This window comes from Avibacterium gallinarum, assembly GCF_002921135.1.
GTDB lineage: Bacteria > Pseudomonadota > Gammaproteobacteria > Enterobacterales > Pasteurellaceae > Avibacterium > Avibacterium gallinarum.
Map to the genome: position 1 here is coordinate 21,224 of NZ_PQVJ01000011.1, position 26,095 is coordinate 47,318.

Sequence of the window (26,095 nt, forward strand, 5' to 3'; positions counted from 1 at the left end):
GGTCAAATTTTCACAAGATTTTAATTAATCTTTCTTATGGCTTAATTGCGGTAAGAAAGATTCTTTTGAAATGCTGAGTAACCCAGTTTGGGTGTAAATCCCTAATTTATCGCGAGTATCCACAATGTCTAAGTTACGCATTGTTAATTGACCGATACGATCTAATGGATCAAATGGCGCATTTTCAATTTTTTCCATACTCAAACGCTCTGGGTGATAAGTGCTGTTCGCAGATGAAGTGTTTAAGATGGAATAATCGTTACCACGGCGTAACTCAAGGGTAACTTCCCCAGTGATCGCGCGAGCAACCCAGCGCTGAGCGGTTTCACGCAACATTAACGCTTGCGGATCAAACCAACGGCCTTGATACAATAAACGCCCTAAACGTAAGCCGTTAATACGATATTGTTCAATGGTGTCTTCGTTGTGGATAGCACTGAGTAAACGCTCGTAAGCAATGTGTAATAATGCCATTCCCGGCGCTTCATAAATACCACGCGATTTCGCTTCGATAATGCGGTTTTCGATTTGATCTGACATACCTAAACCGTGGCGACCACCAATGCGGTTGGCTTCAAGGAAGAGTTCCACTAAATCGCTAAATGATTTGCCATTTAACGCCACTGGCACGCCCTCTTCAAAGCGTACGGTTACTTCTTCAGGTTTGATTTCTACGTCTTCACGCCAGAATGGCACGCCCATAATTGGGTTTACAATGCGAATGCCACGGCTTAATAATTCTAAATCTTTCGCTTCGTGCGTTGCACCAAGCATATTGGAATCTGTTGAGTAGGCTTTTTCTACCGACATTTTGTATTCAAAACCATTCGCGATTAAGAATTCAGACATTTCGTGGCGACCGCCAAGCTCTTCAATAAAACGGTTATCTAACCAAGGTTTGTAGATTTTTAAATGTGGATTGGTTAATAAGCCATAGCGATAAAAACGTTCAATATCGTTGCCTTTAAAGGTACTACCATCGCCCCAGATATTTACATCATCTTCTTTCATTGCAGAAACCAGCATTGTGCCAGTTACCGCGCGGCCTAATGGCGTGGTGTTGAAATAGGTTGCGCCACCAGTAGAAATATGGAATGCACCACATTGAATTGCGGCAATCCCCTCGTGTGCAAGCTGGCTGCGGCAGTCGAGTAAACGTGCGTTTTCCGCGCCGTATTCCATCGCTTTGCGCGGAATCGCGTTGTAATCTTCTTCATCAGGCTGACCTAAATTTGCGGTATATGCGTAAGGAATCGCGCCATTTTGACGCATCCAAAGCAATGCTGCACTGGTATCTAATCCGCCTGAAAAGGCAATTCCCACTTTTTGCCCTACTGGAAGGCTTTGTAAAATCGTGTTTGACATAGTAATACCTTATGGTTTTATTTAAGTTATCGTTTGCGTGATTTTAAATCGGCTTATTATCAATGAAATTGCCTTTAAAGTCTATGCGATATTAAAGAGATTTTTCTTGCGTTGGGATCATCAAATCTGGATCGGGATATTGATAAACAAAATCCAACTCTTGGCAAATTTTATTCCCCTCTACAATACGCACAGGATCATCAGAAGAACATACAAAGTGCGGTGCAATTAGCCCGAGTTTTTCCGCCATTTGCCCGTAATATTGTGCTTTGATCGGGTGTTCGGGTGCAGAAAGATGATACAACCGCTGTCCGCTCGGGATTTCAAGCAAAAGCTGAATGGCGCGCGCGCAATCATCAATATGCACCAAATTCACTGGCGTGTTGCCCTGCTGTACTGCTTGTTTATTTGTCAATGAATAGACCGGGTGACGATCTGATCCAACCAGTCCAGCAAAGCGGATAATATCACAATCCACATTCGGCAATGCCGCCAACCATTGTTCAATTTCAAGCAATCCCTGCCCGATTTCACTGTCTGGCTGCGGGAGCTGCATTTCATCAAAATGCCCATTTTGCATCGGAAAAACAGAGCTAGAGCTAATAAAAATAAAATGCTGAACGCCGTGATTTAACGCTTCATTCACCAAATTTTTAATGCCCTGCACATAATCCTGCACATTGAAGAAATATTGACTTGGCGGAATGTTGATGACAAGGCTATCCACCGACAACAGCGCTGATAAATCATCAGGATCCGCGTTAATTTCAGGCTCAAGTAACAAATGATAGGTTTCAAATCGCATTAAACGCATTTGTTCCACTTCATCGTGCGTGCGTTTCGTGCCTTTCACTGTCCAGCCTAAATGTTTTAAATGGCGCGCAAGGGGCAACCCTAACCAACCCAATCCAACGATTGCAACAGATCGCATATTACCTCAATTATCAAATTATCGTACGGCCAATTCTAGCCGAAAAAGCACCGCACTTAAAAATAATTTGCTTGCGGATTCATTATTTCGTCAATAAATCCAACGCTTCTTGGTATTTATCCACGGTTTTTTGAATGACATCTGCGGGAACTTTTGGCGCTGGGGGTTCTTTATTCCAACCGCTGTTTTCTAGCCAATCACGGATAAATTGTTTATCGAAAGACGGGGGATTGACGCCTTCTCGATAGGTATCCACCGACCAAAAACGGCTAGAATCTGGTGTTAGCACTTCGTCCATTAAGGTGAGCGTGCCGTTTTCATCTAAGCCAAATTCAAACTTGGTATCGCAAATAATGATTCCTTTAGTCAGCGCATATTCTGCCGCTGCTTTGTAAAGGGCGAGCGCTTTTTCTTTCACTTGGGCTGCCAGTTCTGCGCCAATCAATCGTTCACATTCTGCATAACTGATATTAATGTCGTGATTGCCCACTTCTTCTTTACTTGATGGGGTGAAAATGGGTTCGGGTAATTTGCTCGCTTCTTGCAAGCCTTTTGGTAATTCCAAGCCACAAATCGTGCCTGTTTGTAAGTAATCTTTTAGGCCACTTCCTGTAAGGTAGCCACGCACGATAGATTCAATTTTAATCGGCGTTAAGCGTTTACAGACAACCGCGCGATCTTTGACTAAATCCGCTTCCGCTTTTGGTAACACATCATACACCGTATCGCCAGTGAAATGATTCGGCATAATTGAGGCTAATTTATTAAACCAAAAATTAGAAATCTGGGTAAGAATTTCGCCTTTGCGCGGAATAGGATCATCTAAAATCACATCAAATGCAGACAAACGATCGGTGGCAACCATCAGCATTCGTTTATCGTCAATTTCATAGAGATCGCGCACTTTGCCCGAATAGATTTTTTTTAAACTTAGCTCGCTCATTTTGGCCTCTTTTTAATTCGTGAAAAAACTGTTGCATATTGTACCGCACTTTTCCTCTTTTGAAGCAAACGATTGCTTAATTTTTTTCATTCCTCGAAAAATCACGCAAAGACAAAATAAAAGATTGAGAATAGGCTAAATATCAGGGAAAATAGAGCCCATTTTTTGACGATATACTTAGAGAACAATGTCTTTGAACAATTATCCACAACAAGTCAATAAGCGCAGAACCTTTGCGATTATTTCCCACCCCGATGCGGGTAAAACCACCATTACGGAAAAAGTGTTGCTTTACGGAAATGCCATTCAAAAAGCAGGCTCAGTAAAAGGAAAAGGCTCAGCCCAGCACGCGAAATCCGACTGGATGGAAATGGAAAAACAACGGGGAATTTCCATTACTACCTCGGTAATGCAATTTCCTTATAACGAATGCTTGGTGAATTTGCTTGATACCCCCGGACACGAAGATTTCTCGGAAGATACTTACCGCACTTTGACCGCGGTAGATAGCTGCTTAATGGTCATTGACAGCGCAAAAGGGGTTGAGGAACGAACCATTAAATTGATGGAAGTTACCCGTCTGCGCGACACGCCAATTCTCACCTTTATGAATAAGTTAGACCGTGATATTCGTGATCCGATGGAATTATTGGACGAAGTGGAAAGCGTGTTAAATATCCATTGTGCGCCTATCACTTGGCCAATTGGCTGCGGAAAGCTTTTCAAAGGGGTGTATCATTTATACAAAGACGAAACCTATCTTTACCAAACAGGACAAGGGCATACCATTCAGGAAGTGCGTGTGGTGAAAGGCCTTGATAATCCTGAGTTAGATGACGCCGTAGGTTCAGATTTAGCGCAACAATTACGCGATGAATTAGAGCTAGTGAAAGGTGCGTCTAACGAATTTGATCTGCCACTCTTTTTAAGTGGCGAACTAACCCCTGTGTTCTTTGGAACGGCATTGGGTAACTTTGGTGTTGATCATTTTCTTGATGGCTTAACCCAATGGGCGCCTGCGCCACAAGCTCGCCAAGCAGATACACGCATTGTAGAAAGTAGCGAAGAAAAATTAACCGGATTTGTATTTAAAATCCAAGCCAATATGGATCCTAAGCACCGCGACCGTGTTGCGTTTATGCGTATTGTTTCAGGTAAATATGAAAAAGGAATGAAACTGCGCCACGTTCGTATTGGCAAAGATGTGGTGGTTTCTGATGCACTCACCTTTATGGCTGGCGATCGCACCCACGCAGATGAAGCCTATGCTGGTGATATTATCGGCTTGCATAACCACGGAACAATCCAAATTGGCGATACCTTTACTCAAGGCGAAGAATTAAAATTCACTGGCATTCCAAACTTTGCGCCAGAATTATTCCGCCGCATTCGTCTTAAAGATCCACTCAAACAAAAGCAATTGCTCAAAGGTTTGGTGCAGCTTTCCGAGGAAGGTGCGGTGCAAGTTTTCCGCCCATTAACTAATAATGATTTAATTGTTGGTGCGGTTGGGGTGCTACAGTTTGATGTGGTAGTTGCGCGCTTAAAATCGGAATATAACGTGGAAGCCATTTACGAAACCGTAAATGTTGCCACTGCCCGTTGGGTGGAATGTGATGATGCGAAGAAATTCGAAGAATTTAAACGCAAAAATGAACAAAACCTTGCGCTAGATGGGGGAGATAATCTCACTTATATTGCGCCAACAATGGTCAATCTCAATCTTGCCCAAGATCGTTATCCTGATGTCGCGTTCTTTAAAACAAGAGAACATTAAAAACTAAAATGGGAATAAATGATTACTACTTTTTGTATAAAGATTAATAGTGTTCTTAGTTACAATGTGTCAATTCAGGGCTATCTAAGGGATAACCGGTAATGGCTTTCTCTAGAGTAGCGGATGTGAATGTTCTTTAATTCACGGCCATCTGGGAGATGGCCGAAGATTATATCGGGCTAACGCAACGAGAGGTAATGTTTCAATTCACGGCCATCTGGGAGATGGCCGACATCATTGCTCTGTGTGGGGAAAGAGTAAAGTAGTTTCAATTCACGGCCATCTGGGAGATGACCGATCTAAATTAATATCACGGCGAGAAATTGGGTTGTTTCAATTCACGGCCATCTGTGAGATGGCCGATTTTTGGTAGGGCGGTCGAGAGCCAAAAACAGCGTTTCAATTCACGGCCATCTGTGAGATGGCCGACGCAGTAACATCAACAAAGCCAACAAGGATATTGTTTCAATTCACGCAATAATTGATACAACGCTTGCCATTGTTTCAATTCACGGCCATCTGTGAGATGGCCGGGCAGTCATTTGGTCGGGGCTTACATTTTGTCCACGTTTCAATTCACGGCCATCTGTGAGATGGCCGTCGCTGGACGCATAAAAACAGTGTCCGCCTGCAGTTTCAATTCACGGCCATCTGTGAGATGGCCGTTAGGCAAAAAAGGGCGATTACAACGTGAAGATGTTTCAATTCACGGCCATCTGTGAGATGGCCGAACGAGGTATGATAAAACATTATTTATTATTGATGTTTCAATTCACGGCCATCTGGGAGATGGCCGAAGCTGACCAATCACCGCCATTTGCTCACCAAGAGTTTCAATTCACGGCCATCTGGGAGATGGCCGGTTATCTATTCTACTTGCCGTTTTTTGTTGCCTCTTGTTTCAATTCACGGCCATCTGGGAGATGGCCGCCTTTTTTGCTTTTGTGTTGATGATAGGATGTTTAGTTTCAATTCACGGCCATCTGGGAGATGGCCGTTATCAATTATAATTGCCATTATTTGTTGCCTCTTGTTTCAATTCACGGCCATCTGGGAGATGGCCGGACAGAATAAAATATAATAAAGGCACGAAATGAGAGTTTCAATTCACGGCCATCTGGGAGATGGCCGACGTGGGCGAGCATATCGCGACCCTAACAAAAGGCGTTTCAATTCACGGCCATCTGGGAGATGGCCGTCTTGTTCGCTCATCACTTAATAAAATCTGATTTTGTTTCAATTCACGGCCATCTGGGAGATGGCCGTTTATATTACATTAATATATTACGCCCAGACTTAAGTTTCAATTCACGGCCATCTGGGAGATGGCCGTTGCCATCGATCTTGGCATTGAAAAGCTGGAAATGGTTTCAATTCACGGCCATCTGGGAGATGGCCGGCAAGAAATAGCCTCTTGTTGAAAGAATGCCTATTCTGTTTCAATTCACGGCCATCTGGGAGATGGCCGGCTAAAATAGAAAGGAAAAGCCGATCCGTGCTGTGTTTCAATTCACGGCCATCTGGGAGATGGCCGACCCAATAAAAAGTTAATATTTAACTTTGCAAGCTGTTTCAATTCACGGCCATCTGGGAGATGGCCGCCTAGGTACAATCCTTGCGGGGATTGCCAGCCCTAAGTTTCAATTCACGGCCATCTGGGAGATGGCCGGCATCAGAAAACAGCTGTTTTTTTAATAGATAACGTTTCAATTCACGGCCATCTGGGAGATGGCCGAAAAATCTCGCAAAATTTGCACGGCTTGGCAATTGTTTCAATTCACGGCCATCTGGGAGATGGCCGAACAGCTGTTTTCTGATGCTTGGGTTGATAACGGGTTTCAATTCACGGCCATCTGGGAGATGGCCGGTATGTGGGATCGACAGGCGGTGAAGTATCATCCTATGTTTCAATTCACGGCCATCTGGGAGATGGCCGAACAGCTGTTTTCTGATGCTTGGATTGATAACGGGTTTCAATTCACGGCCATCTGGGAGATGGCCGAAAAGATGGAAATTGTACAAAAAACAAGCGAACAAGTTTCAATTCACGGCCATCTGGGAGATGGCCGTTATCTAATTAAAAAACAGCTGTTTTCTGATGCTTGTTTCAATTCACGGCCATCTGGGAGATGGCCGTTACACTGTTTTATAGTTTTTTTCGTTATCTATTTAGTTTCAATTCACGGCCATCTGGGAGATGGCCGAAAAATTTTTAGAAATTTAGTTTTTGGGTATTGACGTTTCAATTCACGGCCATCTGGGAGATGGCCGGTTAAAGAGCATATCTTCTGCACAATTGCAAGGCGTGTTTCAATTCACGGCCATCTGGGAGATGGCCGGCGGTTGAACGGTAGGGCGGCACACCCCCCTATGGGTTTCAATTCACGGCCATCTGGGAGATGGCCGTTGCATCTATAGTCCTCATCTAAATATCCATACTAGTTTCAATTCACGGCCATCTGGGAGATGGCCGCATCAAAAGACTATCTAAAGGATTAGATACCCGAGGGTTTCAATTCACGGCCATCTGGGAGATGGCCGAACAGCTGTTTTCTGATGCTTAAGTTGATAACGGGTTTCAATTCACGGCCATCTGGGAGATGGCCGTAAAAATTTTTTAGGTTTTGACGTGTTAAGGTTTGTTTCAATTCACGGCCATCTGGGAGATGGCCGTAAGACCTGAAAGGCTGGAATGCGATAGGGTCATCGTTTCAATTCACGGCCATCTGGGAGATGGCCGAAATGGCAATTTTTAACTTTTAACACTCAAAACGTTTCAATTCACGGCCATCTGGGAGATGGCCGTATCAAATTAAAAGGCAATATTGCAATGACTCTTGTTTCAATTCACGGCCATCTGGGAGATGGCCGCCCTGCAAAAGTTATTATTTAACTTTACAAGCCGTTTCAATTCACGGCCATCTGGGAGATGGCCGGAAAAAACAGATCTTCAATTCTTGCAAAGAAATAAGTTTCAATTCACGGCCATCTGGGAGATGGCCGAGCACAGGGAAAAAATATAACAAAAATAAGGTATTAACCTTGGTATTTCGCTAATCATTCTTTTCTGTGCGAAGATAGATTATAGCATAATCATTGCTAAATAAAATTCAGAATTAATTATTTGATTTTTAAAGAACAATGATACTTCGCTAAGCTAGCAGGGATTTGATGAGAACAATAGGTTAGCGATTATAGAATTATGGCATCTTGGAAAATGTCAATTGATGGTTTGGCACCGTGATGCTCTACTTTTCTGCGCCATTTACTTCCTAAATGGTAAAAGCGCAAACTATCAGTTTCAGGGTTATAAGTATCCAATAGTTTGGATTTTAATACTACCCATTGATCTGGGGCAATATCACATTCAAACACGGAATATTGCACGCGAACACCATAATCAAGACAATGTTTCGCAATACGACGCAAACGCGCTTGACCTTGTGGATCATCAAGAGAAATATCATAAGTAATCAGCATTAACATATTGTTATCCTAACGCATTAAAAATGGGGGATATTCCGCTAAATCACCGCGTAAATGCCGTGCTAGTAGCATTGCTTGTATATGGGGTAATAATCCTATTGCAACATTTTCCTGCAAAAATGGGTGGAGTATTTTTTCTTGCTTCTTCGCTTGCCAAGCTTGGAATAGGCTTTTTCGCATTTCAGGTTTCAAATTAACTGCACCACTACTTTCTTTTACAAAATCACTTGGTTTAATTTGCCCACGGTTAATTAGGCTTAATACGGTTCTATCCACCCACCAAGCACGAAATTCTTCCAATATATCTTGTGCTAAACTATCTCTGCCCGGACGATCAGCATGTAAAAAGCCAATTTGCGGATCTAGCCCCACACCTTGCAAAGCACCGCTAATTTCCTTACCTAAAATACTATATAAAAATGATAACAACGCATTCACTTCATCACGCGGTGGACGGCGTGAACGTCCGTGAAAAGCAAAACCGTTCTTATCCCGCAATAAATGATGAAAAACACTAAAGTAACGAGATGCAGCTTCGCCCTCAATGCCACGAATAGTCTCCAACCCGTCAGCTTGCTTAAGCTCCCTTAAACGTGCATTTAAACCATAAATAGCCTGTTGAATTTCTTGATTTTCACCATAATTTCGTAACTGGCGTTGCAACACACGCTTAGATGATTGAATTTTAGCTGCGATAATATGACGAGCAATGGTGGTAGGTTTTTCTGCTGAATATTGATATTGCGCTCGACGTAATAATACATTTCCACTTTGTCGGCCTTGCAAACGCCCTAAATAGCGTCCATTTTCAGTGAAAAAGGCAAGATTTACATTATTTTCGCCACAAAATCCCATTAAAAATGGAGATACCAGCACATTACCAAAACAGAATATATGTCCAATAGAATGAATAGGAAGCTGTGCCACTTTTTTACGCTCTTGTTCAATCACAAGCGTTTCTCTTTCTTTATGCAAATAACTGCCTTGTGTCGTGATATAAATGGTATTTTGTAGTTTTTTCATCGTAAAAATTCACCTACTTAAGATTAAAAAACTCATCATTTTATACCGCACTTTGCTTTTATTCTTTCTCATCAAACAACCTTTTGATATAAGATTGCGATTTATCTTTTTCCAATAATGCAGGCTGGCAAAGCTCAATTAAAGAACAAGCCTTACAGTGTTTTCCATATTGTGGTGCAGGTGTTATGCCGCTTTCTAACAATGCTTGTACATTCGCAATGGTATCTAATGTTCTCTTTCTTAATTCAGCTGAAAACAGAACAGGCAAGCGATGTCGAGTTTGTAAATACCATATCGCCCCTTCCGTAATAGGCTGCCCTGTCATTTCTTCTAAACATAATGCTTGAGCGCAAAGTTGAATTTCATCAATAGGTTCAAGTTTGGGTTTTCCACGTTTGTACTCTACAGGCTTTAATTGACCTGAGCTAAGATCTTGCTCTACGAGATCCAAAATTCCCGTTAATCCAAGCTGTTGCGCACAAACATGGACTGTTCGCTCAAAACGAATTCCCTTACGGCTTTCAGGCTCGCCTGAATCGACACGCTCGTGCAAGGTTCTTCCTTGTGCCGTAAGCAAGTTTTCTTCCCACGCTTGCTCGTTATGGATTAACGCACATTGGCGTGGGCAGAAAGCATAATGCTGTAATGCCGAAAGGGAAACGATATACATTGGTTAAATTAATTCTTCAACCGTCACGCCTGTTAACCCATCGGTATTCACTGAGATACGGTAATCATCAAATGACTGTGCAGGCATTGCCATATCACCATTCACGCGCTCAATGGTAACTCGCTCAAATAATTTATGCGCTGGCTGATTGCCTAAAGCGTCTTGATGTTTAAATACCACCAGTTTGCGCGCCACCATTTCACCACGCGCGGCAGAATGATCATGTTCAAACATCAGCTGTAAAGCCTGCCATAACTTCTGTAAATCTTCCTCGCTAAAGCCCGTTTTCTCTGCTAATTTTGCTGAAATAAAGCCGTGAACACGATAAAGTCCGTAAGGAACAATGGCTTTACGTCCCATAGTACGTTCTTTTTCAAGATCTTTCTCATTGGTTACTGCCATACGCGTAATAGAAAGTTCCACTGGAACAATCGGATCGATTGATTGTGCAAAGGCAAATTGCACAGGGCCACGAACTTGACCGCTATTAACTTCTGTCGTCATTACTGCGCCAAAACTACGAACATCAAAGAAATTTTTGCACATCCACGCGGTAATTTCGCGTGCTTTGGCTTCATCTTTCGGTAGTTTTTTCGCTTCAGGCTTGATGGATAAAGCTTCATAGGCACGTTTATTTTGTAAATTCAGTACACTTTTCTCTTTCACATAAATCTCGTAGCCTGGCTCATTTTCATAGCATAATTCAATAAAATTACGGATCTTACGTTTTAAACAAACATCTGTAACCAAGCCTTTGCTGGTTTCAGGATCCATACGCGGTAAATTTCCTGCATCAGGATCACCATTTGGATTCCCGTTAGTAACATCAAAAAAATATACAAATTCATAACGATTCTGGATAGTCATTTTTTACTCCTTGATTGATTCTGTTTCATCAGCATTAACTTTTTTGCTGAAATAACGTTCTTTTTCTTGATAATAGCCTAATGCAAAGCGTCCTTGTTCCTCAATGTTCAAATGACGCGGGAAAACGGTTGGTAACTTCCCTAAAATTGCAGCAAGATCCTTACTTAAATTAATCGCCATACCCATTTTGTCTTTCTTTAAACGGGAAAAATGGTGCTGACCCCCTTTGAGAAGACGTGGGAAAACTGAATATGGCACAGTAGATGCAGAAGCATAATAACGATCGACAATATTTGCATTGAGATCGCCTAACGCTTGGTATTGAACGCGTTCTAACAACGCAAACAATCGTCCAAGAAGATAAGCTGTGTGATCACTATTTTCATCTAATTCCATAGGAACTCCTTGTTTTATCAAACCTTTTCTAAATCGCCGCTGAAGTACGGCTTTAACCATTGCAATTCTTAATCCTGTTATTTGCCCATCCGCTCTAAATCGCATCAGTAATTGAGATAATAAATTCATCGGATAAAGACTATCAGTAAAAATAGCTCGAGCCAGCTCTCCTGCGAGTACAGGGGAAATATTTTCAGATTTACCTTTACCAGTGCGATCTAATGGCGTTGTTTGCAATAATAAACGCCAAATAGAAGGCGGAGTCTTCCAAGGGCGAGGATTAAGTGCAAGATCCTGCCAATGCATCGCTAAGTTATTGGCTAGCTCGCCAAAACTGGTTTCCAACCAAAAACGAATAGAAATTCTTGAGGTATTTGGCGCTAAACCTAAAATGAAAAAACGGGTACTCGGTGCTATCCCAAGATTAATCTCTTGCAAAGGTCTGCCTTTACTCATTTTTTCTAGCATATCAAAAATAGGGCTATTCTCTTGCTCATCATCAGGCGGTGTCAAAAAACCTGCAAAAAATTGTTCCGCCAGCTCCGCTTGTTCAACATCTTCTGCTTCGGCCCAAAAAACGGTACTTGTATCGCCGATCATTAAATGATGATTTTTATTGCGTAATAAATAATTTAACGCTGTGGTATAAGCAAACGCTGCTTGTTCTGAAACAGGTGCATTATCACCTTGATCCTTATTAAAAGAAGTAAAGGCATCTTTATTGAAAGAAATAATTGAGCCGCCCGAGCTTTGCCCGCCCTGAATACCTTTAATTGAAGGATGCAAACGTGCAATAGGGGCTTTTTCCCCCGTAATTAAACAAATTCCTTCCGTCTTATCGTTCTTGGATAATAAACCAGCCCATAAATTTTGCGCTTCAACACTTTGATGAATATATTGATTTTCACCATCTAACTTAAATACAAGGTTAGCATCTAATATTTCAATTGGGCAAAGAGAGTCCGTAAATTTTTCAGGCTCCCAAGTTGTTAAGAATTTCACCAAGGCTTGCAAGCCTTTATCTTGAGTATCCGCTAATGCCTCTAAATGAAACTGTTTGAACGCATCGAAAGTATGGTGCGAAAGCAACGCAGGCTGCATTTTCGCACTGGCTTTATCCTGATTGGCTTCCACCCCAAGCACATAAGCGGTTTTGTCCCATAAAAAATTCGGTTTTATGCCAGATGTTCGTTTCACTGCTTGGGGAACATTCATTAACTTCGGTCTTGGCTTTTTGTCATCAGTAAAATTAGGAATGACATCAACCAACTCTCCCTTTGGATTTAACACTAAGATATAGCCAATTTTTTCTTCACTAAATCCATAAGAAGGGACTTTAGGCTCACCGGTATCACGATCCTTTTGTGCAGATAAACGTTGATAATAACGAACAAGCGATAATAAAATCACGATACCACCTCCTCGGCCATAAAAGGGGGCACAGTAATAATGCCATCTTGCATTTTAGCTCTAAAAAAGTGCGGTGTATTTTTATTCTGAAAATCAATATCGTACAACATCCAACCTAAATCACGCTGACGATCATTTTCATCTAACAAACATTCTGGTAACGCCTCATCTTCATCAATAAAGGCAAATTCAGCAGGAAACTCCCTCACCCCCATACAAGGTTGCTGGAAGCATTGTCCTTTCATTGCTCGGCGTTTAAACATTTCTAAATGCTTGGTTAAATTATCACCTTCACCTGCTTTATCCGTCATTACAATATGGGCTTCAATAACATAAGCGACATTTTTTAATACAGTAGCAGCACGTTGTTGACGATCTTCTTCTATGATAGTATAAAGTCCTTCAACACTGTTACGCTTCATTGCCCCACTTACTTTAGTGGCGGGCAGCTTACTCCCCAATTCATTTCGGCGAATAGATTCAAACTGGATAGGTTTCAGCACATAGATCTTATCTATCACCCAGTTTATTGCGGGCTTCCAATGGATCGCTGATAATATCCCCCGCGCAGCTGAAGGGGTTATCACGTCATAAGATACCCGTTCCACCTTCATTTCTGGGCGGGTGAAACAGGCATAATCTCCCCAAATATGTAATCTCACTTTATTCTTCATTCACTACTCCATTTATTCTATGGTTATGCTATGACAAGTTACCAAGCACAATTTTCCGCAGCAATAAATTCTGGTGTATCCCAATTTAATCCAGAATGTTCGCTATATAAATCCCGATTAATCAAATAATAAAATTGTTCACCGAAACGTTCTCTATTAATTAAATCAACCGCACCACGCTGATAAAGTGCGGTCAAAATTTTCTCAGAAATTTGGATCGTATAGGGTTGCAACTTGCGTAAAATCCCCCCAATTTGTTCGGTATTTTGTAGGATATCGATAAGTTTTTCGGCCTCTTCATTAAAAGGAATAATCAAAGGCACAAGATGGCTTTGAATCATTTGAAATTTTTTCGCCATGGTTTCAAAAGGGAAATTTAGCCTTGCATTATGGCAATCTGCTAAAATGCCAGCTTTATCGAGTTCACTCCCCTTTGAAGCATAAACCTGTTTGAAATAACTTAAAATAGCATCTGGTGCCAGTAAATCGGACTGATGTGAGCGCACAACCGAGCGCATACAGGCCGAAAGTACGTTTAACTCCGCTGGCGGCTTCCACTGCTCTTCTGGCTTAAAAATAAAGACTAAACTTTCGCTCTGCGCCCGTTTACCCTCGCGATTACAACGTCCTGCTGCTTGGGCAACGGAATCTAAGCCCGCTTCCGCACGCATTACCAGCGGGAAATCAACATCCACACCCGCCTCTATTAAGGATGTTGAAATCACCCGACAAGGTTTGCCTTCTTTCAAGCAATGACGAATCTCATCAAGTATTTGCGTACGATGTTTAGCACACATCAAGGTGGAAAGATGAAAACATCCCTCCAGGGATTTCGCTAAATGATACAAATGCTGCGCGTGCTTGCGATTATTGACAATAATCAGAATTTGTGGATTTTCAGTTAAATAATTGAGTAAAGACTCATCTTTTTGTTCACCAATATGCTGTACAGTAGTACGCGCCAATCGTTCAAATAATTGCTCAGGATTTGGTGCAATTTCGCGTAAATTCTCAAACCCTTTATAAAAACCGTGTTGCTGATGGATCGCTGGTTGAGTCGCAGTACACATTACCACCGAACAGCGATAATTACGCGCAAGTTCATCAATGGCAGCCATAATCGGACGCAATAAATTGAGCGGTAACATTTGTGCTTCATCTAAAATAATCACACTTCCCGTAATATTATGTAACTTACGGCAACGAGATGAACGATTTGCAAATAAAGATTCAAAAAATTGCACCGCCGTAGTTACCACAACAGGCATATCCCAATTTTCAGAAGCTAAGCGCAATTTATCTTTGCTATGTTTATCCGCCAATTTTCCATCATCAAAGGTACTATGATGCTCTAACACCGCCTTCTCACCAAGCTCGCCAAATGCTTGACGAAATTGTGCAGCATTTTGCTCAATAATACTCGTAAAAGGAATCACATAAATAATACGGCGAAGTTGGTGAATCTTAGCGTGCTCAAGAGCAAATGCCATTGAGGTAAAAGTTTTTCCACCACCAGTTGGCACGGTTAAAGTAAAGAGTCCAGGTGGTAGTGCGGCTTGCTGTACCGCATAATCAAAAATCTGACTGCGCAGTTGATTCAGCGAAGAAACTTTCTGATTAGCTGAAGATTGTCTAAATTTTGACTGAATAAATTGATTAAAATGATGCTGTAAGGTAATAAGATCAGGATAATTACCCCGTTCAACGGGAACATTTTGCCCTTTGGCATAAAAAGCTTCTGTTTCTAAAAAATCTGCATCGACCAAACAAGAATAAAGCATTCGGGTAAAAAAAGACAAAGAGAAAAATTGCTCTGTTTTCGACGGCGTGATAGCAGGAAAAGAAAGTTTATCGGCTAACGGAATTTCATCTTGCCAAGCCTTATCTAAAGCAGGAATGATATTTTCTAAGCGCTGGGCTAAGGTTGTTAAATCCCCTTCTCGCGAACCATTCGCTAACCCAGCGTGATGTCCTGCAATACAAAATGCCATCAGCCAACCTAGTTGAGGGTATTTTTCTACGGCTAATTTTGCTCCTGCAGTTGAATGATCAACCCGCGGCCCACCACGCAAACGCGCTTGATATGGCTCACTATACTTACCAAAATCGTGTAGCAATCCCATATGATAGGCAATCTCTTGAGCGCCAAAGTATTGCGCAAAACAAGCGGCCATTTTCGCAACATTGATCAAATGATCACTTAACAACTGCCAATCTTTCTCTGTCGGATCTTCTGTCGAATGTGCGAAAAAAACCATACACGCTACCGCTTTAAAATGCTCATCATTAGACGGAAGTATATAAAAATCCCCTTATCTTTCAATCAGTAAAACAAAATTTTGTGATACATTTCACATTGTTTTTGAAAATGCTTAAGTTTAAGCTAGGGAAAACGTAAATTACGCAGCTGAAAGGAAAATGATAGATATAAAAAAAGCCGCTCTTGGCGACTATCTTATTGATTTATTTTGGTTTTCAAATGGTGCCCGAGGGCGGACTTGAACCGCCACGACTCGAAAGTCGAGGGATTTTAAATCCCTTGTGTCTACCGATTTCACCACTCGGGCGTTGGAGCGGGAAACGAGGCTCGAACTCGCGACCCCGACCTTGGCAAGGTCGTGCTCTACCAACTGAGCTATTCCCGCATACTTAGCTAACCATTCGGTCTTGCTAAATAACGAGGTGCATTTTACGGATTTACGCCGATTAGTCAAATAGAAATTTCTTACTTTGTGTTTGATTGACTAAAAAAAATTCACTTTCTATAAATTTGTTTATTTTGAAAGCAGAGCTTGATGATTTCCACTTCGATATTATTTTTAGCTTGGCTCTTCCACAAAAAAATTCATAAAAAAACACCGCACTTAGTTATCTATTCAACCCAAGTGCGGTGTAATTTTTGAGAATTTTATTCTTCTAATAAATTATCTTTTGCGGCTTTGAGATATTGTAGCATTGACCACACGGTTAAAATCGCAGCGATATATAAGAATACGATGCCTGCAATTTCCATTAAAACATTATAACGCCATAGCAATCCGCCTAATGCCAGCATTTGTGAAGCAGTTTTCACTTTGCCCAGCCAAGACACGGCTACTTTGCTACGGCTGCCGATTTCCGCCATCCATTCACGCAAGGCGGAAACGATGATTTCCCTTGAGATCATTACAATCGCAGGCAAGGTTACCCAAAAGCTGTGTTGATATTCCACCACTAACACCAGTGCAGCAACCACCATCACTTTGTCCGCAACGGGATCGAGAAATGCGCCAAAGGGCGTGCTTTGATTCCATTTTCGTGCTAAGTAGCCATCAAACCAGTCTGTAACGGCAGCGACAAAAAAGATCGCGGTGGTTAAAAATGGCGCCCAAGCAAAAGGGAGATAAAACGCCAAGACAAAAAATGGGATAAGCACCACACGGAATAAGGTCAGAATTGTTGGGAAGTTTAATTTCATAGAGCGTAACAATCACAGAAAATAGATAATCATTGATTATTTTAAAGCATATTTTTCTAATTAGAAAACACTATTTAAAAAAATATCCCTCTGAAAAGAGGGATATTTTTGCTCGAAATTAAAGGGCTTCGATCGCCTGATATTGCGCTTGAACTTTTGCAATCGCTTCTTGATAGCCTTGCATTTTTTCACGTTCTTTCGCAATCACTTGCTCAGGGGCTTTCGCCACAAAGGCTTCATTGCTCAATTTGTTTTCAATACGCGCAATTTCACCGTTGAGTTTTTCTAGCTCTTTGGTTAAGCGTGCTAGCTCGGTCGCTTTATCAATAAAGCCAGCCATTGGAATAAGAAGCTCCGTGTTGCCAACCAATTTGGTTACTGAGAATGGCGCTTCTACCCCATCATTTAACACTTCAACACTGTCTAATTTCGCCATACTTGCTAATAATGTGCAGTTATCGGCAAGAATTTGTTGCTGTTCTGGCGTTAAATGGCGTAATAATGCGTCTAAGCCTTTGCTTGGTGCAATATTACATTCCGCACGGATATTACGCACGGCGATGATGATTTCTTTCAACCAATCAATTTGCTGTTCAGCTTGCTCATCAATTTCGCTCGGCTCATACTGCGGATAAGGTTGTAGCATAATGGTATCGCCACTCACACCCGCAAAACCTTTCACTTTTTGCCAAATTTCTTCGGTAATAAATGGAATAATTGGGTGCGCTAAACGCAATAATTTTTCCAATACACGCACTAAGGTGCGGCTTGCACCGCGTTTTTGTGCAGCACTACCTTGTGCAAATACTGGTTTAGTCAGCTCCAAATACCAGTCGCAGAACTGATCCCAAGTGAACTCGTAAATAGCATTCGCCGCCAAGTCAAAACGATATTGTGCGAACGCAGCACGCACCGCTTCCACCGCACGATTAAACTCAGAATTGATCCAGCAATCCGCTAGGCTATACTCCACTTCGCCCTCTGATAGATCCAATTTGTCATTGGTGAGCACAAATCGGCTTGCATTCCATAACTTGTTACAGAAATTGCGGTAGCCTTCCAAGCGTTTCATATCCCAGTTAATATCGCGTCCGTTGCTCGCAAGGGCGGCGAGGGTGAAACGCAAGGCATCAGTACCATGAGCGGCAATGCCGTCGGCAAACTCTTTGCGGGTGGCTTTAGCGATTTTTTCCGCTAATTGCGGTTGCATCATATTGCCGGTGCGTTTTTCTAACAGATCTTCAAGGCTGATGCCGTCAATCATATCAATCGGATCAAGCACGTTACCTTTTGATTTTGACATCTTCTGTCCGTTTTCATCGCGGATTAAACCTGTTACATACACGGTTTTGAACGGCACTTGCGGTTTGCCATTTTCATCTTTGATGAAGTGCATTGTGAACATAATCATTCGTGCCACCCAGAAGAAAATGATGTCAAATCCTGTGATTAACACATCTGTTGGGTGGAACATTTTCAGCTCTTTTGTTTGCTGCGGCCAGCCAAGGGTAGAGAATGTCCACAACGCCGATGAGAACCAAGTGTCTAGCACGTCTTCATCTTGCTTCAGCACCACATCAGAATTTAGCTGATATTTTGACCGCACTTCAGCTTCACTGCGTGCCACATAAATGTTGCCCTCTGCGTCATACCACGCAGGAATGCGATGTCCCCACCACAGTTGGCGAGAAATACACCAGTCTTGAATATCACGCATCCACGAGAAATAGAGGTTTTCATATTGTTTCGGCACAAATTGGATTTCGCCCTCTTCCACCGCTTTGGTCGCCACTTCTGCCAACGGTTTTACGCTCACATACCATTGATCAGTCAGCATTGGCTCAATCGGCACGCCACCACGATCGCCATAAGGCACTTTGAGATCGTGCGGTTTGATTTCTTCCAATAAGCCTAAGGCATCGAAATCCGCCACAATTTGTTTACGCGCTGCAAAACGCTCCATTCCACGATATTTCTCAGGAATTTCAGCCAAATAATCCGCTAAGGGTTTGTTGTCCACACCGATGATTTCAGGTTCATCACGAATATCCGCATTTAATGTCATCACATTTACCATTGGTAATTGATGACGTCTGCCCACTTCGTAGTCGTTGAAATCGTGAGCAGGTGTGATTTTCACTACTCCCGTTCCAAATTCACGATCCACATAATCATCAGCGATAATCGGGATTTCACGATTCGCCAGCGGTAAGATCACGGTTTTGCCGATAAGAGATTGATAACGCTCATCTTCAGGGTGTACCGCTACCGCCGTATCGCCCAGCATTGTTTCAGGACGAGTAGTAGCAACCACTAAATAATCTTTGCCATCTGCCGTTTTTCCGCCATTGGCTAGCGGATAGCGGAAATGCCAGAGCGAGCCTTTGCTCTCTTTATTTTCTACTTCTAGATCAGAAATGGCGGTGTGCAATTTAGGATCCCAGTTTACAAGACGCTTCCCGCGATAAATCAAGCCTTGTTCGTGCAGGCGCACAAACACCTCTTTCACCGCATCAGAAAGACCATCGTCCATTGTGAAACGCTCACGTTCCCAATCAATGGAGTTACCCAAACGTCGCATTTGCTGGCTGATCGTGCCGCCTGAATAGGCTTTCCAATCCCAAATTTTTTCGATAAAGGCTTCGCGTCCGTAATCGTGGCGAGTTTTGCCCTCTTCCGCTGCGATTTTACGCTCCACCACCATTTGCGTGGCGATCCCTGCGTGGTCAGTCCCCGCCTGCCAAAGGGTGTTATCCCCCTCCATACGGTGGAAACGGATCAGGGTATCCATTAAGGTTTGCTGGAAAGCGTGTCCCATATGCAAAGATCCCGTTACATTCGGCGGTGGAATCGCAATAGAATAGCTTGGGGCATTTGGGTTTTCATTCGGCTTAAAATAGCCCGCTTCTTCCCAGTGTTTATAAAGTGCTTGTTCTACGGCAGAGGGATCAAAACGAGCTGCCATTTCAAATTTTTGTGTCATTGGTTTTTCTCTGTTGCTTATTAATATTCTGTAATTACGCAATTTCGATGATCAAATACTAAAGTACCGCTTGTACAATTTACGGTAGTTTGTCTTTTCGGTTTCGGTGCATTTTGAATTTGCCGTCTTCGTTCTTCTTGCTGACGTAATTTTTCTTGTTCTTGACGAACTTTAGCCTGCTTTTGCGCATATCGTTGAGCTTGAATATTTGCTAAATCATTATGGAATTTTGTTTTAAATCCTTGGCATTGTTCTGGCGTTAAAACATTTCCTTTTATATTATTATTTAGTTCGTTAAACTTTTTTTGATAATATACGTAGCTATCATGATCATTCATCATAACATCGTAGTTATAACTTCCAATCATTTCTCTTAGAATACTCTCCCCATATTGATAAATTAATGTATGCTCATCTTTAGATAATAAAGAATAAGATACTTGATTTGTCAAATTGGGATTAATACATTGCTCCATATCATTCGAAATGGCAATCCAAGCCTTCAAATCTTGATCCGAAATTCTATATTTTGGGCTAGCACATCCTACTAAAATAGCGATTGATAAAGAAAACAGTAAATACTTTTTCATAACATTTCCTCTTTCATTAAACTTTAATTGAAATAAATTATTTCGCATATTTAATCACTTCTTCACGTCCATCAGGATAATGATCGACAATATCGCCATTAGGACGCTGGAAGGTGAGAATTTCACGTTTTTTCTTATCTTCCATCCAAGGCTTAAAGCGAATGGCTAATTGCCGTTGTTGTTCGATAATTTCTTCTTTTGTCATTGGTTTCATTATTTCTTCCTCCAACCTTAGCTCACTAATTCCATATCCAAATGCGGTATGCCGTCTTCTAAATATTCTGCTGAAGTGGGCTGGAAACCAAAAGTGCGGTAGAAATTTTGCAAATAAGTTTGTGCTTGGATTAACACTGGCTCTGTGGCCCAATGTTGTTGGCAATAAGCCAACGCTTGTTGCACTAATTCTTTGGCTAAGCCTTTGCCTCGGGCCTGTTGTGCTACTAGCACTCTGCCAATGTGAATACAATCAGTCTGCGGAATGATGCGACAATAAGCACAAATTTTGCCGTCAAATTCTTGCCAAAAATGCACCGCACTTTGATCCCAGTGATCTACTTCTTGATAAGCGCATTGTTGCTCCACCACAAATACGGCGGTGCGAACTTGGTAAATGGCGAATAATTCTGCCGTGCTGAGTTCAGCAAAGGTTTTCACATTCCACGTCATCAGGCTTGTTCCGTGCTAAGTTGCCAGCCTAATTGGCGGTATTGTTTATAACGTTCACGGGCAATGGCTTTTTGTGCTTCATCGCTCGGAACAAAATCGATCACTTGAGTAAAACTTGCAACAAAATCAGGCACTTGAGCTTGTAAATTAATTAACAGCTCACGGCGTTGTGCGTTACGCTTTCCCGCCCAGCTAATTTCAATCGGCGTGGCATATTGGGTGATTTCGCCCGATAAATTATGCGGCACAAATTCTTCTGGCTCTCTTGCCCATAGGGCTTCGTCAAGGCGAAAAGCTTGTTCTTCACTTTCGCAGCTAATCAGCACTTTTTTGCCTAATCGCCAAGCTTGCGCAGCCAAATCACAAGCCAAGGTTTCCATTGCGGACAATGGTGCTTTGGGTTGTGTTTTTTGTAAAATGTAAAACTGTGCTTGCTTTGCCATAAAAATGCGTCTTTTGCCTGTATGAAATCAAATTTTTAAACGCATAATTTTAACGAAAAATCTGCTAAATAGAAAACATTAATTTTTACGCTAGCAAAAAATTCAAAAAAATCTTACCGCTCTTTATGATCTATATCACAAAACAAAAAATTCGCCCTGCCCTTTACGTTCCATTCCTACTCCCAAAGTGTTAAACTCAAGGCGTTTTCTTATTATTAATTCAATCATTTGAGGTAACTAGAATGGAATTTCGTATTGAAAAAGACACAATGGGCGAAGTGAAAGTACCAGCGGATAAATACTGGGCGGCACAAACAGAACGTTCGCGCAACAATTTCAAAATTGGCCCTGCGGCTTCAATGCCCCACGAAATTATTGAGGCGTTTGGTTATTTGAAAAAAGCTGCTGCGTACGCAAACAATGAGCTAGGTGTATTGCCAGTGGAAAAACGCGATTTAATCGCGCAAGCCTGCGATGAAATTTTAGCCCATAAACTTGATGATCAATTCCCTTTGGTGATTTGGCAAACGGGTTCAGGCACGCAATCCAATATGAACCTAAATGAAGTGATTGCTAACCGTGCGCACGTTATCAATGGTGGAAAATTAGGGGAAAAATCCATTATTCACCCAAATGATGATGTGAATAAATCACAATCTTCTAACGATACCTATCCAACCGCAATGCACATTGCCGCCTATAAAAAAGTGGTGGAGGTAACGATTCCTTGCATTGAACGCTTACAAAAAACCTTCGCGGCAAAAGCAGAAGCCTTTAAAGATGTGGTAAAAATCGGGCGTACTCACTTAATGGACGCCACACCACTCACTCTTGGGCAAGAATTTTCGGCCTATGCCGCACAATTAGATTTCGGCTTGCGTGCATTGAAAAACACCCTGCCACACCTTGCGCAACTAGCTTTAGGTGGAACTGCGGTAGGAACAGGGTTAAATACGCCAAAAGGTTATGATGTGAAAGTGGCTGAATACATCGCGAAATTCACTGGCTTGCCATTTATCACCGCAGAAAACAAATTTGAAGCTCTCGCCACCCACGATGCCATTGTGGAAACCCACGGTGCATTAAAACAGCTTGCGGTATCCTTATTTAAAATTGCTAACGATATTCGCTTATTGGCATCTGGCCCGCGCTCAGGCATTGGTGAAATCTTAATTCCTGAAAATGAACCAGGATCTTCTATTATGCCGGGTAAAGTGAACCCAACGCAGTGCGAAGCGCTCACAATGGTTTGCGCACAAGTGTTAGGTAACGACACCACCATTTCCTTTGCTGGCTCGCAAGGACATTTCCAACTTAATGTATTCAAACCTGTAATGGCATATAACTTCTTACAATCTGCCCAATTATTGGCAGATGCTTGTGTTTCGTTCGATGAACATTGTGCAAGCGGTATTGAACCAAATCACCCACGCATTAAGCAACAACTTGAAAATTCCTTGATGTTAGTAACGGCGTTAAATACCCATATTGGTTATGAAAATGCGGCGAAAATCGCAAAAACTGCGCATAAAAATGGTACAACATTAAGAGAAGAAGCCATTAATCTTGGTTTGGTTACCCCAGAGCAATTTGATGAATGGGTTCGCCCTGAAGATATGGTGGGCAGTTTGAAATAAGGCTAATTTTAGCATTCATCTAAATGTAAAATGTTGGTGAAGAATATTCTTTGCCAGCATTTTTTTATTTTTATTGGCGAAATCAATGGAACAGGCCATTCTGACTAAATTTTCCTTTTTGATAGAAAACAATCCTTGACAAAATCCTTCTGTACTAGTTTAATAGTGCATAATTATTTTATGCAAAAAAGGAATTCCAATGACAACGCCTTTTCTCCACGTTTTTTCACAAGAAGTGGCTTATCACAGCGATCCCACTGCGGTATTTGCTACCTTGTGCCAAGATCAAAAAAATACGCTGTTACTTGAATCAGCAGAAATCAGCAGTAAAAATAGCTTAAAAAGCCTGTTATTAATTAACGCCGCATTAAAAATCAGCTGCTTAGGGCAATGCGTTACCTTTACTGCATTAAATGAAAACGGTGCGGCATTGTTGCCTTTAGTGCAAGAAAAATTGCAGCCGATTACTCTGCGCCTTTCTCGCCAAGATAATCAAATGATCGCAGAATTTGCGCCGCTTAACCCGAATTTAGATGAAGACAGCAAATTACAAGCGCCAACAATTTTTGACGGTTTGCGTTGTTTAACGGATCTTTACAAAACAAGTGAAACGCCAATTTTTCTTGGTGGATTATTTGCCTATGATTTAGTGGCGAATTTTATCCCGATGGAAAATATTGTGCTGCACAATGATGGCTTAAGCTGTCCTGATTACGTTTTCTATTTGGCAGAAAATTTATTGATTCTTGATCACCAGCGCCAACAAGCTCAGCTACAAACTTTCTGTTTTAATCAAAATACGCTTTCCGCCACGGAGCAAAGTGCGGTGCAAATTACGCAAAAATTACAAAAAATTGAACCGCACTTAACAAATCAACCAGCTTCCACGGAAGTGAGTGTAAACATTGAAGATGAGCCATTTAAAGACATTATTCGCCGCTTAAAACATCATATCAATATTGGCGATGTGTTCCAGATCGTGCCTTCGCGCCGTTTTTCTTTGGCTTGTCCAAACAGCCTTGCCACTTATCGTCAATTAAAAGTGAACAACCCAAGCCCTTATATGTTTTATATGCAGGACGAAGATTTCACCTTATTTGGCGCTTCCCCTGAAAGTGCGTTGAAATATAGCCAAGATTCACGCCAATTAGAAATCTATCCGATTGCGGGATCGCGTCCACGCGGCTTTGATGCCCAAGGCAATATCGATCCTGAATTAGACGCACGTTTAGAACTGGAATTACGGTTAGATAAAAAAGAGCTAGCGGAACATTTAATGCTGGTGGATTTAGCCCGTAATGATGTGGCTCGCGTTTGCCAAAGTGGCACGCGCCAAGTGAAAGATTTAATGCAGGTGGATCGCTATTCGCACATTATGCACTTAGTATCGCGCGTGGTGGGCAAACTTCGCCCTGAACTTGATGCACTACACGCCTATCAAGCCTGTATGAATATGGGCACACTCACAGGCGCGCCAAAAATCAAAGCGATGCAATTAATCTACCAAGTGGAGCAACAAAAACGCCATAGCTACGGCGGTGCGGTGGGCTATCTTTCATCTGACGGCAATTTTGATACCTGTATTGTGATCCGCTCTGCCTTTGTGCAAAACGACATTGCTTATATCCAAGCAGGCTGCGGTGAAGTACTGGATTCCGATCCACAAATGGAAGCAGACGAAACACGCCACAAAGCCCGTGCTGTGATTAATGCGATTATGCAAACCAACCAGCTTGCTCAATAAGGACAGATTATGGCTAACATTGTTTTTTTAGATAATTTTGACTCTTTCACCTATAACTTGGTGGATCAATTCCGCACACTTGGACATCAAGTGCAAATTTACCGTAATGATTGCGATATTGCGCTAGTGGAAAAAATGGCATTGCAGCCAAATAGCATTCTGGCGCTTTCACCGGGGCCGGGCAATCCGCAAGAAGCAGGCATTTTGCTGCCACTTATTCAACGCCTTAAAGGTAAAGTGCCGATTATTGGCATCTGTTTAGGACATCAAGCACTAATCGAAGCCTTTGGCGGCGATGTGGTGCATTCTGGTGAAGTGCTGCACGGCAAGGTGTCTAATATTCAACACGATGAACAAGCAATGTTCGCAGGCTTAAACAACCCAATGCCTGTGGCTCGTTATCATTCCTTAATGGGTGAAAATTTGCCTGATGAATTTATCGTAAACGCGGAATATAACGGCATTATTATGGCAATTCGCCACAAAACGCTGCCGATTTGTGGATTTCAATTTCACCCAGAAAGTATTCTCACCGTGCAAGGGGGGAAATTGTTAGAAAACTCGGTAAATTGGTTGCTTCACCGCGATTAAGGATAAAGCGATGATTATTGTGTATGGATTAAAAGAACGCCTTACCGCACGCAAAACACAGCTGGCAGAGATTATTTACCATTGCCTAAACTTAGAAATGGACATTCCCAAAGGCAAGCATTTTATTTACTTTCAAGGTGCAGAGGCAGAAGATTTATACCTGCCTAGCGGCCGCAGCGAAAATTTCACTGCCATTGAAATTAATTTAATGCAAGGTCGCACGGAATTTACCAAAAAACGGCTAATCAAAATGCTGTTTTGTGAATTAGAAAATAAACTCAATCTCGCCCCGATTGACGTGGAAATCACCATCAAAGAGCAACCTGCCCACTGCTGGGGATTTCGCGGAATGACAGGTGATGAAGCCAAAGATCTCAGTTACAGCATTTATCGTTAAATTTAAGAAAAAAGCACCGCACTTATGCTTTAATAAAAAGAAAAG

General features: G+C 42.0%; 21 protein-coding genes, 2 tRNA genes and 1 CRISPR repeat array. Of the genes, 5 read left to right on the forward strand and 18 right to left on the reverse strand.

Features of this window, described 5'->3' with window-relative positions; genetic code table 11:
* Positions 1-24: 24 nt before the first annotated feature.
* The 3 genes from argG to C3007_RS03665 all read right to left on the reverse strand — a co-directional run bounded on the left by argG (position 25) and on the right by C3007_RS03665 (position 3,239).
* Positions 25-1,365 carry an argininosuccinate synthase gene (argG, locus tag C3007_RS03655; protein WP_103853149.1) on the reverse strand — a complete coding sequence of 447 codons (1,341 nt, stop codon included), beginning with the start codon at positions 1,363-1,365 and terminating at the stop codon, positions 25-27.
* A gap of 91 nt (positions 1,366-1,456) precedes the next feature.
* Positions 1,457-2,296 (reverse strand): SDR family oxidoreductase, encoded by an 840-nt coding sequence (locus tag C3007_RS03660; protein WP_103853150.1) that lies wholly within the window; start codon positions 2,294-2,296, stop codon positions 1,457-1,459.
* A gap of 82 nt (positions 2,297-2,378) precedes the next feature.
* A complete protein-coding gene (locus tag C3007_RS03665) occupies positions 2,379-3,239 on the reverse strand; it encodes a phosphoribosylaminoimidazolesuccinocarboxamide synthase (RefSeq protein ID WP_103853151.1) in 861 nt (286 codons plus the stop codon).
* A 187-nt stretch (positions 3,240-3,426) separates the two neighbouring features.
* On the opposite strand from C3007_RS03665, the gene prfC reads away from it, so the two are divergent.
* Positions 3,427-5,016 (forward strand): peptide chain release factor 3, encoded by a 1,590-nt coding sequence (gene prfC / locus C3007_RS03670; RefSeq protein WP_103853152.1) that lies wholly within the window; start codon positions 3,427-3,429, stop codon positions 5,014-5,016.
* A gap of 133 nt (positions 5,017-5,149) precedes the next feature.
* Positions 5,150-8,019: direct repeats of the CRISPR family, unit length 32 nt; unit sequence GTTTCAATTCACGGCCATCTGGGAGATGGCCG.
* 189 nt (positions 8,020-8,208) lie between these two features.
* On the opposite strand, the gene cas2 is transcribed toward prfC, so the two are convergent.
* From cas2 to C3007_RS03740, 15 genes are all read right to left on the reverse strand, one after another.
* Positions 8,209-8,502 carry a CRISPR-associated endonuclease Cas2 gene (gene cas2 / locus C3007_RS03675; RefSeq protein WP_103853153.1) on the reverse strand — a complete coding sequence of 98 codons (294 nt, stop codon included), beginning with the start codon at positions 8,500-8,502 and terminating at the stop codon, positions 8,209-8,211.
* Positions 8,503-8,511: 9 nt separating this feature from the next.
* Positions 8,512-9,525, reverse strand: a complete 1,014-nt coding sequence (gene cas1c, locus C3007_RS03680; RefSeq protein ID WP_103853154.1) for a type I-C CRISPR-associated endonuclease Cas1c — start codon at positions 9,523-9,525, stop codon at positions 8,512-8,514.
* 58 nt (positions 9,526-9,583) lie between these two features.
* Positions 9,584-10,195 carry a CRISPR-associated protein Cas4 gene (cas4, locus tag C3007_RS03685; protein ID WP_103853155.1) on the reverse strand — a complete coding sequence of 204 codons (612 nt, stop codon included), beginning with the start codon at positions 10,193-10,195 and terminating at the stop codon, positions 9,584-9,586.
* 3 nt (positions 10,196-10,198) lie between these two features.
* Positions 10,199-11,062, reverse strand: a complete 864-nt coding sequence (gene cas7c / locus C3007_RS03690) for a type I-C CRISPR-associated protein Cas7/Csd2 (protein WP_103853156.1) — start codon at positions 11,060-11,062, stop codon at positions 10,199-10,201.
* Between the two features lie 3 nt (positions 11,063-11,065).
* On the reverse strand, positions 11,066-12,868 hold the full coding sequence (gene cas8c / locus C3007_RS03695; protein WP_103853157.1) for a type I-C CRISPR-associated protein Cas8c/Csd1: 1,803 nt from the start codon (positions 12,866-12,868) through the stop codon (positions 11,066-11,068).
* On the reverse strand, positions 12,865-13,542 hold the full coding sequence (cas5c, locus tag C3007_RS03700; RefSeq protein ID WP_103853158.1) for a type I-C CRISPR-associated protein Cas5c: 678 nt from the start codon (positions 13,540-13,542) through the stop codon (positions 12,865-12,867). Before cas5c ends, cas8c begins: the two co-directional genes overlap by 4 nt.
* 38 nt (positions 13,543-13,580) lie before the next feature.
* The gene (locus C3007_RS03705; RefSeq protein ID WP_103853159.1) at positions 13,581-15,800 is read right to left on the reverse strand and encodes a CRISPR-associated helicase/endonuclease Cas3; all 2,220 of its coding nucleotides are present in this window, start codon (positions 15,798-15,800) and stop codon (positions 13,581-13,583) included.
* 222 nt (positions 15,801-16,022) lie between these two features.
* Positions 16,023-16,109 (reverse strand) — tRNA-Leu (locus C3007_RS03710).
* A 2-nt stretch (positions 16,110-16,111) separates the two neighbouring features.
* A tRNA-Gly gene (locus tag C3007_RS03715) sits at positions 16,112-16,187 on the reverse strand.
* A 263-nt stretch (positions 16,188-16,450) separates the two neighbouring features.
* Entirely contained in the window at positions 16,451-16,999 is a 549-nt protein-coding gene (gene pgsA, locus C3007_RS03720) for a CDP-diacylglycerol--glycerol-3-phosphate 3-phosphatidyltransferase (RefSeq protein ID WP_103853160.1), read from the reverse strand.
* A gap of 118 nt (positions 17,000-17,117) precedes the next feature.
* On the reverse strand, positions 17,118-19,982 hold the full coding sequence (locus tag C3007_RS03725; protein ID WP_103853161.1) for a valine--tRNA ligase: 2,865 nt from the start codon (positions 19,980-19,982) through the stop codon (positions 17,118-17,120).
* Positions 19,983-20,002: 20 nt separating this feature from the next.
* Entirely contained in the window at positions 20,003-20,572 is a 570-nt protein-coding gene (locus tag C3007_RS03730; RefSeq protein ID WP_103853162.1) for a DUF5358 family protein, read from the reverse strand.
* Between the two features lie 37 nt (positions 20,573-20,609).
* Entirely contained in the window at positions 20,610-20,786 is a 177-nt protein-coding gene (locus C3007_RS11530; RefSeq protein ID WP_165779949.1) for a hypothetical protein, read from the reverse strand.
* 17 nt (positions 20,787-20,803) lie between these two features.
* Positions 20,804-21,238: a GNAT family N-acetyltransferase gene (locus C3007_RS03735; RefSeq protein WP_103853163.1), complete on the reverse strand. Its 435-nt coding sequence runs from the start codon at positions 21,236-21,238 to the stop codon at positions 20,804-20,806.
* Positions 21,238-21,681 carry a DNA polymerase III subunit chi gene (locus C3007_RS03740; RefSeq protein ID WP_103853164.1) on the reverse strand — a complete coding sequence of 148 codons (444 nt, stop codon included), beginning with the start codon at positions 21,679-21,681 and terminating at the stop codon, positions 21,238-21,240. Before C3007_RS03740 ends, C3007_RS03735 begins: the two co-directional genes overlap by 1 nt.
* A gap of 242 nt (positions 21,682-21,923) precedes the next feature.
* Here C3007_RS03740 and fumC point away from each other — a divergent pair, with 242 nt between their 5' ends.
* From fumC to C3007_RS03760, 4 genes are all read left to right on the forward strand, one after another.
* The gene (fumC, locus tag C3007_RS03745; RefSeq protein WP_103853165.1) at positions 21,924-23,318 is read left to right on the forward strand and encodes a class II fumarate hydratase; all 1,395 of its coding nucleotides are present in this window, start codon (positions 21,924-21,926) and stop codon (positions 23,316-23,318) included.
* Between the two features lie 199 nt (positions 23,319-23,517).
* The gene (gene trpE, locus C3007_RS03750; RefSeq protein ID WP_103853166.1) at positions 23,518-25,062 is read left to right on the forward strand and encodes an anthranilate synthase component I; all 1,545 of its coding nucleotides are present in this window, start codon (positions 23,518-23,520) and stop codon (positions 25,060-25,062) included.
* Between the two features lie 9 nt (positions 25,063-25,071).
* Complete coding sequence (locus tag C3007_RS03755) at positions 25,072-25,653, forward strand: aminodeoxychorismate/anthranilate synthase component II (protein ID WP_103853167.1); 582 nt, start codon at positions 25,072-25,074, stop codon at positions 25,651-25,653.
* A gap of 10 nt (positions 25,654-25,663) precedes the next feature.
* Positions 25,664-26,050, forward strand: a complete 387-nt coding sequence (locus C3007_RS03760) for a tautomerase family protein (RefSeq protein WP_103853168.1) — start codon at positions 25,664-25,666, stop codon at positions 26,048-26,050.
* The last annotated feature ends 45 nt before the right edge of the window (positions 26,051-26,095 follow it).